General features: G+C 72.0%; 6 protein-coding genes. 5 read left to right on the forward strand and 1 reads right to left on the reverse strand.

Annotated elements, in window-relative coordinates; all coding sequences use genetic code 11:
• Window positions 1-228 precede the first annotated feature (228 nt).
• Window positions 229-3,768 carry an nSTAND1 domain-containing NTPase gene (locus tag ABTY20_RS08850; protein WP_351996269.1) on the forward strand — a complete coding sequence of 1,180 codons (3,540 nt, stop codon included), beginning with the start codon at window positions 229-231 and terminating at the stop codon, window positions 3,766-3,768.
• On the opposite strand, the gene ABTY20_RS08855 is transcribed toward ABTY20_RS08850, so the two are convergent.
• On the reverse strand, window positions 3,769-4,068 hold the full coding sequence (locus ABTY20_RS08855) for an NIPSNAP family protein (RefSeq protein ID WP_351996270.1): 300 nt from the start codon (window positions 4,066-4,068) through the stop codon (window positions 3,769-3,771).
• A 359-nt stretch (window positions 4,069-4,427) separates the two neighbouring features.
• Between ABTY20_RS08855 and bla the strand changes: the two genes are divergently transcribed.
• The 4 genes from bla to ABTY20_RS08875 all read left to right on the forward strand — a co-directional run bounded on the left by bla (window position 4,428) and on the right by ABTY20_RS08875 (window position 10,105).
• Entirely contained in the window at window positions 4,428-5,342 is a 915-nt protein-coding gene (gene bla / locus ABTY20_RS08860) for a class A beta-lactamase (protein WP_351996271.1), read from the forward strand.
• Window positions 5,343-5,460: 118 nt separating this feature from the next.
• A complete protein-coding gene (locus ABTY20_RS08865) occupies window positions 5,461-8,115 on the forward strand; it encodes an alpha/beta fold hydrolase (protein WP_351996272.1) in 2,655 nt (884 codons plus the stop codon).
• Window positions 8,112-9,020 (forward strand): ABC transporter permease, encoded by a 909-nt coding sequence (locus ABTY20_RS08870; RefSeq protein ID WP_351996273.1) that lies wholly within the window; start codon window positions 8,112-8,114, stop codon window positions 9,018-9,020. The genes ABTY20_RS08865 and ABTY20_RS08870 overlap by 4 nt, the downstream gene beginning before the upstream one ends.
• A gap of 152 nt (window positions 9,021-9,172) precedes the next feature.
• Window positions 9,173-10,105, forward strand: a complete 933-nt coding sequence (locus ABTY20_RS08875) for a chaplin family protein (RefSeq protein WP_351996274.1) — start codon at window positions 9,173-9,175, stop codon at window positions 10,103-10,105.
• The last annotated feature ends 139 nt before the right edge of the window (window positions 10,106-10,244 follow it).

A 10,244-nucleotide genomic window follows, 5' to 3' on the forward strand; every position in this document is an offset into this window, starting at 1 on the left:
TTGTCCGTGCTGACGTCAACCATGCCACCCGTTGTATGACCTGCTGTGGCCGGATTCCGTTCGCCCCATTGATCGCTTCTCTGCCGCCCCAGAAGATGGTTGCGGGCTCTCCCGTCCATGGTGAGAGCCAAGAACACGCGACACTGGTTCTTCGGATCCGGTAGATCGGGGGCGGGTCGTGTCGGCGGGCAGTGACGCGGTCGTGAGCGGTGCCGTATGAGGCACCGGATGCAGGTGCTGCTCCAGATCATGCTGGCGCTGATTGCCTGCTTACTCGGCATCACCACCAACTACGCCACCAGCACCGACGAGGCTCCGTGGGCGTTGCAGGTCATCCAGCGGTTCTCGGTCCCGGCGATCGGGCTGCTGGTGGTGGCCATGGTGGTCGGGCAGGTCGTGGTGTACCGGCTGGAGAATCCCGCGCCGCCGCAAGCAGACTGGCCGCGTGACCGAGTCCCGTATCCGGGCCTGGACGCGTATGACGAGGACGAGGCAGCCGTCTACTTCGGTAGGGAGGCCCAAGTCGCCGAGATGACGCGCAGGTTGCACGCCACCGCGACGCGCCCTGTCGACCGGTTCCTTCTGCTGGCCGGTGCCTCCGGCAGCGGGAAGTCATCACTTGTGCGGGCCGGGGTACTGCCCCGCTTGCGAGGTCGCCGCTGGACTGTCGTCCCGCCCTTCTCACCCGGTCCGAATCCGCTCGGCGCTCTGGCCTCGTCCCTTGCGACCGCCGCTGGAGAGAGGGAAACAGCTGGTGCCGTACTACGGCGGTTGCGTCAAGGGCCGGATGCCCTGCGGGCGGAGCTGGCCCGGCTGCGCGGAGGGCGGTTCCGGCGGACACTCCTTGTCATCGACCAGTTCGAGGAACTCGTCACCCTCGGGGGCGAGCGGGAACGAGCCCAATTCCTCGATTCCTTGCGCACCTGCCTGGAGCAGGACTCCTCGGTTCGGGTGTTGGCCACGCTCCGCGTGGATCTCCTGGGAAGGCTTCTCGGTACCGAGCACGCCGAACTCTTTCAACACCCCATCACCATCGGCACCCTGGGCAGGGCCCAGCTCGCCGAGGTGGTGGAGGCACCCGGCGCCCTGGTGGGTCTCTCCTTCGCACCTGGCGTGGTCGACACGATCGTGGGAGAGACGGGCACCGACGACGCTCTCCCCCTGCTCGCCTACCTCCTCCAGGAGCTGTACTTCGCGTCCGGCCCCGGCGGCACGGTCACCGAGGAGCTGTATCAGCGGCTCGGTGGCGTACCGGGCGCGCTGGCGCGGCAGGCCGACAACACCGTGGCCGGTCTCGGTACGGATGACACCGTCGACTTCGTCCTCCGTGTACTGCTGAAGTTCGTCACCGTGGAGGGGCAGGAGGTCGCCCGCCGCCATGTACCGCTGTCGGACCTCACCGACCGGGAGCGGCATGTGGTGGACGCCTTCATCGACGCCCGGCTGCTGCGGTCCGATGCACGTGGGGACGCGGCCATCGGCCAGGAACCGTACGCGCAGGTGACGCACGAGGCTCTGTTCCGACAGTGGGCGCCGCTGCGGCAGGAGGTCGAGGCGCGAGCCGAGCGGTTGCGGGAGCGTGCCGAGCTTGAGCGGTGGACCGAGGACTGGGAACGGTCCGGGCGCAGCGCCGACTACCTCCTCACCGGCGAACGACTCACCGTGGCCCAGCGCTGGCTCGAAGCCCTGGACGAGGCCGGACAGGCGTCGACGCCCGCGCGAGCGCTTGTCGAGGCTTCCCAGCGTCGGGACCTCGCCTTCCTGAGCCGTGTCTCCGACAGCATCGGCCGACAGGTTCTCAGCAGTGCGGAGACCGAGCCCGAGCGCGCCCTGCTGCTGTCGCTGGCAGCGCTCGGCGAGTGCACGCCGACACCCTCAGCGAGGCGCGGACTGATGGCGGCCCTGGCAGCCAGCCATCCGTGCATCCGGCTCGACGGGCATACGGACACGGTCCGCGACATCGCCTGGTCGCCGGACGGACGACTACTGACAACGGCCTCCCGGGACGGTACAGCCCGGATCTACGACGCCAGGTCGGGACGGCCCATGCTCGTCCTGCCGTCCGACGGTGCGATGGTCGAGGCCGTCACCTGGTCACCCGACTCGTCCCGGGTGGCCACTGCCGGCCGGGACCATGTCGTACGGATCTGGGACGCCGTTTCCGGTGAGCCCGTACGGCTGCTGACCGGAGCCCGGGACATCGGCAGGCAGGTGGCCTGGTCGCCCGACGGGACGCACATCGCCGCCACCTTCAAGGACCGAGTGGTACGTGTCTGGGAGGCTCGGACAGGCCGACTCGTGCACGAACTGCACGGGCATGGCAACGACGTCTGGGGTGTCGCCTGGTCGCCGGACAGCAGCCGTCTCGCCTCCGCCTCCCACGACCAGACGGTGATCGTGTGGGACCGTGCGACAGGGACGGCCACCGCGAACCTGACGGGGCACACGGATTTCGTCGAAGGCATCGCCTGGTCCCCGGACGGGGGCCGCATCGCGACCGGTTCCGGTGACCACACCGCCCGCGTCTGGGACGCGGGGACGGGCGAGCTGCGACTGCTGCTGCGCGGGCACACCGATTACGTGTGGAACCTGGCCTGGTCGCCGGACGGCCGGATGCTTGCCTCCGCCTCCTCCGACCGAACCGTGCGCATCGTCGACGCCGAGGACGCGAAGGTCCTGGCGGTGCTGCGCGGACACACCGACACCGTGTGGGGAGTGACCTGGTCTCCCGACGGCACACAGCTCGCCACAGGCTCAACCGACGGCACCGGGATCGTTTGGGATCTGCGTCCGCGCGGAGCCGAGACCACGCTCGTCGACGGGCACGACGGCCCGGTGAACGAGGCCGCGTGGTCCGGCGACCACAGCCGCGTCGCCACTGCTTCCGATGACGGCAGCGTGCGCGTGTGGGACGCGGCGACAGGCACTCCCGCTGGGCCTGTGATGAGGCTGGAGGACCGGGTGTGGAGTGTGGCCTGCTCGCCGCATGGCGACCGGCTCGTGCTCAGTACCAACGACGGGCTTCTCCGGGTCGTGGACGGGGCGGGCCGCACACTTTTCGAGCAGCGCGGGGAGGTCGTCGAAGGATGTGCCTGGTCCCCGGACGGCCGGCGGATCGCGACCGGCGGGCACGACGGCGCGGTACGCGTCCTGTCGGCACAGGACGGGAGCGAGCTGACGAAGCTCACGGAGCACCAAGACTGGGTGGGCCGCGTGTCGTGGTCGCCGAGCGGGCGGCTGCTCGCCAGCTGTTCCGACGACCGGACCTGCCGGCTCTGGGACACCAGCGACAGTCGGCAGCTCACCGTCCTGCGCGGACACGACAACTATGTGGAGGACGCCGCCTGGTCCCCGGACGAAGCGCGTGTCGCCACGGCCTCGGGGGACTGGACGGCCGCCGTGTGGGATGTGGCCACAGGCCGTCGTATCGACATCCTGAAGGGACACGAAGGACGTGTTCGTGCCGTCTCCTGGTCACCCGACGGCAGGTACGTCGCCACGGGGTCCGACGACCGCACTGTTCGGCTATGGTCCGCAGCCACCTTCGATGAGATTGGTGTCGTCGGTGTTCACCAGGCCAAGGTGACCTCGGTGGCATGGTCCCGCGACAGCGCACGACTGCTGACCGGTTCCACTGACGGGACGGCCCGGGTGTGGTCCGCGGAGCCGGACTACGACCGGCTGGAAGCGATCGCACGGACGAGGGTCTTCCGCACACTCACGGAAGAGGAGCGACGGCACCACATGCTGCCGCTCGACCATCCGTGATCAATAGACCTGTTCGACCGTGCAGTCGTCGGTATGGACGAGGTAGTCGTCCGGGTCCAGGTTCATCGCCTTGCGCTCGGGCGACGACCAGTACAGCGCGTTGCGCTCTTGAAAGGTTTCCGGACCCTCGTAGGAAATCAGCCACACGAACTGGTTGCGTTCCCGCTCCACCCATGCCCCGCCGATGGTGAAGCCCAACTTCAGCCGCAGCGGCACGATCTCCTGACGCCAGCGCTCGACCCACTCGTCGAGCATGCCGTCACGAACGGTGTATGTACGCAGCTGTGTAGTCCTGGGCATGGTGGACAGTCTCCCGGCGTTCGGTCGTCGTGACCACAGCCTAGGTAGATCGGGGGCCGCTACGGGGCATTCCTGGAACGCTTCTCCTCAGCAATGGCCTTGACCCGCATGCCTGCCTCGATGACCAGAAATCCTGTTTGACCTCACCACCGGCACCTGCTGCAGGTTGATACAGCGAAGAGGTCAGAACACTGCGTCAAGGCTGCCGACGGCCTTACCGCTGCCCTCCCCTGCGACCCGGCCTCCGCTTTCCCGCCGCGATCCGGACGACCGGCACGGACGATCGAGTCCTCCTGGAACCGAATGATCCGGCTGAGTGATCCTATTGTTCGAGACCGTGACCGGAGGAGAGGGCGATCTTGGACAGCGCACGACGGCCCGCGTCCCGGCGCACCGTGCTCGCCTGGGGAGCCGGCGCGGCACTGACCGCCGCCCTGACCGTGAGCGGAAACGCCCACGCCGCGGCGCCGGAGGGCGGGATCGTGCGCCGGCTGAGGGAGCTCGAGCGGCGGCATGACGCCCGGCTGGGCGTGTACGCCCGCGACACCGCCACCGGCAAGGCCGTGCGGTACCGCGCGGACGAGCGCTTCCCCGTGTGCTCGGTCTTCAAGCCGCTGGCGGTCGCCGCCGTGCTGCGCGACCTCGACCGGGACGGGGAGTTCCTGGCCAGGCGCATCCGGTACGGCGAGAAGGAGGTCACGGACTCGGGATACGCGCCGGTCACCGGCATGCCCGGGAACCTCGCCTCGGGCATGACCGTCGAGGAGCTCTGTGACGCCGCGGTCCGCCACAGCGACAACGCCGCCGGGAACCTCCTGCTTCGGGAGCTGGGCGGGCCGGGTGCGGTCACCCGGTTCTGCCGGTCGCTGGGGGACCGGACGACACGGCTCGACCGCTGGGAGCCCGAGCTGAACTCCGCCGAACCGTGGCGGACGACGGACACCACCACGCCGGACGCCATCGGGCGGACCTACGCGCGCCTGACGCTCGGTACCGCCCTCGCCCCCAAGGACCGCGGACGGCTCACCGGCTGGCTGCTGGCCAACACCACGGGCGCCGCCAAGCTCCGGGCCGGCCTGCCCGCCGGCTGGACCGTCGCGGAGAAGACCGCGGGCGGGAAGTACGGCACCAACCACGACGTGGGCCTCGCCTGGCCCCCGCGGCGCGCGCCCCTCGTCCTGGCGGTCCTCACGACGAAGCACGAACCCGACGCCGCACCCGACGACCCGCTGATCGCCGAGACCGCCGCGCTGCTGGCCGAAGCGCTCGCCTGACCACGCCCGCGTACCGCGGGCGCGGTACGCGGCACCGCTGGCGTACGCCGCCAGGAGGCCCCCGGGTTCGGTCTGTGGTCGACAACCCGGTGACAGTTTCACCCCGTACGGTTGACGCATGGATCTTCGACTGCCCGGATCGCGGTGGCTGCGGTCACGGCGGCCGCGACGGACCGTCGCCGCCGCGGCCGCCGTCGTCGTGCTCGCCGGTGCCGGTACGTGGAGTGCCGTCGCCTCCGACGACGCGCCCGCGGTCCGCCGCGCCGACCGGGTCATGAGCGTGGGCGACGGGGTGCGCATCGACACCTCGTACTTCACCGCCGGCCCCGGCGGCCGCCGCCCCGCCGTCCTGCTCGGGCACGGCTTCGGCGGCAGCAAGGACGACGTGCGGGAGCAGGCCGAGGACCTCGCGCGCGACGGGTACGCGGTGCTGACCTGGTCCGCGCGCGGCTTCGGCGAGTCCGGCGGGAGGATCGGGCTGAACGACCCGGAGGGCGAGGTCGCCGATGTCTCCCGGCTGATCGACTGGCTGGCGGACCGGCCCGAGGTCGAGCTGGACGGGGACGGCGACCCGCGGGTGGGCATGACCGGCGCCTCCTACGGCGGCGCCGTCGCCCTGCTCGGCGCCGGGTACGACGACCGGGTCGACGCCATCGCCCCGGCGATCACCTACTTCGACCTCGCCGACGCGCTCTTCCCGAACGGCGTGTTCAAGAGACTGTGGGCCGGCGTCTTCGTCAACTCCGGCGGCGGCTGCGAGAAGTTCGAGGCCGCGCTGTGCGCGATGTACCAGCGGGTCGCCGAGTCCGGCGTCCCGGACGACGGGGCGCGCGAGCTGCTCGAGGCGCGCTCGCCGTCCGCCGTCGCCGACCGCATCGACGTGCCCACGCTCCTGGTGCAGGGCCAGACCGACTCCCTCTTCCCGCTCGGCCAGGCCGACGCCGCCGCGAAGGCGATCCGCGCCAACGGCGCCCCGGTCGGCGTCGACTGGATCGCCGGCGGCCACGACGGCGGCGACCCGGAGAGCGGCCGGGTGCAAGGCCGCGTCGAGGCGTGGTTCGACCGGTACCTCAAGGGCGACGGGAGCGCCGACACCGGCCCCGCCTTCCGCGTCACCCGCACCGGGGGCGTCGACTCCACCGACGGCGAGGCCGTGCTGAACGGCGCGAGCGCCGACACCTACCCGGGGCTGACGGGCGGCGGCCGCGCCTTCCCCCTCACCGGACGCGAGCAGCGCTTCGCCAACCCGGCGGGCGCCAACCCGCCCGCCGTCTCCTCCCTGCCAGGACTCGGCGGCTCCGGCGGACTCGCCCAGCTCTCCTCGCTCGGCGTCGGCGTCTCCCTGGACTTCCCCGGCCAGTACGCCCGCTTCGAGTCCGCCCCGGTCGCCGACGACCTGCGGATCACCGGATCGCCGACCGTCACCGTGCACGTGAAGTCGACCGGCGACGACGCCGTCCTCTTCGGCAAGGTCTACGACGTCGGCCCGGACGGACGGCAGCAGGTGCTGCCCGCGCAGCTGGTCGCGCCCGTCCGCGTCGAGGGCGCCAAGGGCGGCAAGGACGTGACGCTCACCCTCCCGGCCGTCGACCACGAGGTGCGCAAGGGCCACCGGCTGCGCCTGGTCCTCGCCTCCACCGACCTCGGCTACGCCTCCCCGGCCGCCCCGGCGACGTACACCGTCTCCCTGAGGAGCGACCTCACGGTGCCCACCGCGCCCGGCGTGACCACCGCCGCGGCCCCGTTGCCCGCCTGGGTGGTGTGGCTGCCGGTCGCCGGCGCCCTGATCGCCCTCGCCCTGCTGCTCACCGGCCGCCGCCGCACCACCGCCCCGGCGCCCGACCCCGAGCTGGCCGACGTCCCCCTGCGGATCACCGGCCTGAGCAAGCGCTACGCCCGCTCCTCGGACCGGTACGCCGTGCGGGACCTGTCCTTCCGGGTCGAGAAGGGACAGGTGCTCGGCCTCCTCGGCCCGAACGGCGCGGGCAAGACGACCACCCTGCGCATGCTGATGGGCCTGATCAGGCCCGACGACGGCGAGATCCGCGTCTTCGGCCACGCCGTCCGCCCCGGCGCCCCGGTGCTCTCCCGGGTCGGCGCCTTCGTCGAGGGCGCGGGCTTCCTGCCGCACCTGTCGGGGCGGGAGAACCTGGAGCTGTACTGGCGGGCCACGGGCCGCCCGCCCGAGGACGCCCACCTGGAGGAGGCCCTGGAGATCGCCGGGCTCGGCGAGGCGCTCGCCCGCGCGGTGCGGACCTACTCCCAGGGCATGCGCCAGCGCCTCGCCATCGCCCAGGCCATGCTCGGCCTCCCGGACCTGCTCATCCTCGACGAGCCGACCAACGGACTCGACCCGCCGCAGATCCGCGAGATGCGCGAGGTGATGATCCGGTACGCGGCCGCCGGACGCACGGTGATCGTCTCCAGCCACCTGCTGTCGGAGGTCGAGCAGTCCTGCACCCACCTCGTGGTGATGGACCGCGGCCGGCTCGTCCAGGCCGGTCCGGTGCAGGAGATCGTCGGCTCCGGCGACACCCTGCTCGTCGGCACCGTCGCCCCCGTGGAGGAGCCGGTCGCCGAGAAGGTCGCCGCGCTGCCGGGCGTCGCCTCCGCCGTCCGCACCGACGGAGGGCTGCTGGTCCGGCTCGACGCCGGCGGCACCGCCCCGCGCCTGGTCGCCGACCTGGTCCGGCTGGAGGTGCCCGTGGCGTCGGTGGGCCCGCACCGCCGCCTCGAAGACGCCTTCCTCACCCTGATCGGAGGTTCCGCATGAGCACGCTCACCGAGCGGGCCGAGCCCACCGGGCGCGCCGGGGACAGCGGGGACAGCGGACCCGCGGAGGTCGCCGCCGGCTACCGCGCGGGCCGCACCCTGCCCCTGCGGGTGGAGCTGGCCCGCCAGCTGGGGCGCCGCCGCACCCTCGTGATGGGCGCGATCCTCGCCCTGCTGCCGTTCGTGCTGGTGGTCGCCTTCGCCATCGGCGGCGAGCCCGACCGTCCGGGCGGCCGCGTCAACCTGATGGACACGGCCACCGCGTCCGGCGCCAACTTCGCCGCCGTCAACCTGTTCGTGTCCGCGGGCTTCCTGCTGGTCATCCCCGTCGCCCTGTTCTGCGGGGACACGGTCGCCTCGGAGGCCGGCTGGTCCTCCCTGCGCTACCTGCTCGCCGCGCCCGTGCCCCGGATGCGGCTGCTGTGGTCCAAGCTGATCGTCGGACTGGGGTTGAGCCTGGCCGCGATGGTGCTGCTGCCGGTGGTGGCGCTCGTCGTCGGCACGGCCGCCTACGGCTGGGGCCCGCTGCGGATCCCCACCGGCGGCGCGCTCGACCCCGGCACGGCGGCCCAGCGGCTCGTGGTGATCGTGGCGTACCTCTTCGTGTCGCAGCTGGTCACCGCCGGGCTCGCGTTCTGGCTGTCCACCCGCACCGACGCCCCGCTGGGCGCGGTCGGCGGCGCCGTCGGCCTGACCATCGTCGGGAACGTCCTGGACGCCGTCACCGCCCTCGGCGACTGGCGTCACTTCCTCCCCGCGCACTGGCAGTTCGCCTGGGCGGACGCCGTCCAGCCGACCCCGGAGTGGTCCGGCATGATCCAGGGCGCCTCGGTGTCCGTGACGTACGCGTCGGTGCTGTTCGCGCTGGCGTTCCGGGGCTTCGTCCGCAAGGACGTGGTGTCCTGACACCCGGCCCGCGCGCCCGCCCGTGCGGGCCAACCGGGTGAACCTGCGCAACCGATTCCGCCGAGTCGGGTTGATGAGGGAGTAGGCCATGCGGCAGCGGAGGGCCAGAACGCGTGGCCGCTCCCAATTCTTCAAGCAGGAAGACAACCACATTGCGACAGACCCTGAGCAGGGGAGTGTTCGTGGCGGCCGCCGCCGCCACCGGCATTCTGTCCCTGTACGGAACCCCCGCCCTCGCCGACTCGTACGCGGGGGGCGGTGCCGAGGACTCTCACGGTGTGATGGACGGGAACACCGTGGGAGCACCGGTGCACGCGCCGGTGAACGTGTGCGGCAACACCGCCAACGCGGTCGGTGTGGACAACGACGCGCACGACAACACCTGCGTCAACGGCTCGCACGGCGACGCGGAGAAGTCCGCCGACCACTCGCACGACGACTCCGAGGCCGCGCACCCGATGGACGACGCCGGGCGCTCGTCCGGCATCGCCTCCGGGAACGACGTGCGGGTGCCCGTCCACGCCCCGGTGAACGTGTGCGGCGACACCGTCAACCTGATCGGTGTGGACAACGACGCGTACGACAACACCTGCGTCAACGATGCGCACGGCGACGCGGAGAAGTCCGCGGACGACTCGTACGGCGACTCCTCCCACGACGACTCCGCGTACGGCGGGTCCGCGTACGGCGACGACGGCGCGTACACGAGCCCCGTCGAGGGCCTGCCCGGCATCGCCTCCGGGAACGACGTGCGGGTGCCCGTCCACCTGCCGGTGAACGCGTGCGGCAACAGCGTCAACCTGATCGGGCTGTTCAACGACGCCTACGGCAACACCTGCGTCAACGGCGGCTACGGCGAGGAGGACGAGCCCGAGAAGGAGACGCCGACTCCGCCCGTCAAGGTCAAGACGCCTCCCCCGTACGAGGCCGAGAAGCCCCCGGCCGAGGAGGAACCGCACGGCAACCCGCCGCACCTGGCCCAGACCGGCAGCGACGGCATGATCGCCGCCTCGGCGGCCGGGGCCGTCCTGATCACCGGCGGTGCGATGCTCTACCGCCGCAGCCGCACGGCCTCCCGCCGCTAGGGCCGTGCCGGACGCCGGGCCCGCCCCACCCGGCAGCCGCACCCGTGAGGCGACGCGTCCCCCGGACCGGTCCCGGTCCGGGGGACGCGTCGTCGGCGCCCCGCACCCGCGCACCCGCGCCCGCGCCCCCCCGCGGCGG

Source organism: Streptomyces sp. NPDC126497 (assembly GCF_040302425.1).
GTDB lineage: Bacteria > Actinomycetota > Actinomycetes > Streptomycetales > Streptomycetaceae > Streptomyces.

Coding starts and splice junctions, on each gene's coding strand:
- ABTY20_RS08850 (WP_351996269.1), top strand. CDS start 229: ATGCAGGTGCTGCTCCAGATCATGCTGGCGCTGATTGCCTGCTTACTC.
- ABTY20_RS08855 (WP_351996270.1), bottom strand. CDS start 4,068: ATGCCCAGGACTACACAGCTGCGTACATACACCGTTCGTGACGGCATG.
- ABTY20_RS08865 (WP_351996272.1), top strand. CDS start 5,461: ATGGATCTTCGACTGCCCGGATCGCGGTGGCTGCGGTCACGGCGGCCG.
- ABTY20_RS08870 (WP_351996273.1), top strand. CDS start 8,112: ATGAGCACGCTCACCGAGCGGGCCGAGCCCACCGGGCGCGCCGGGGAC.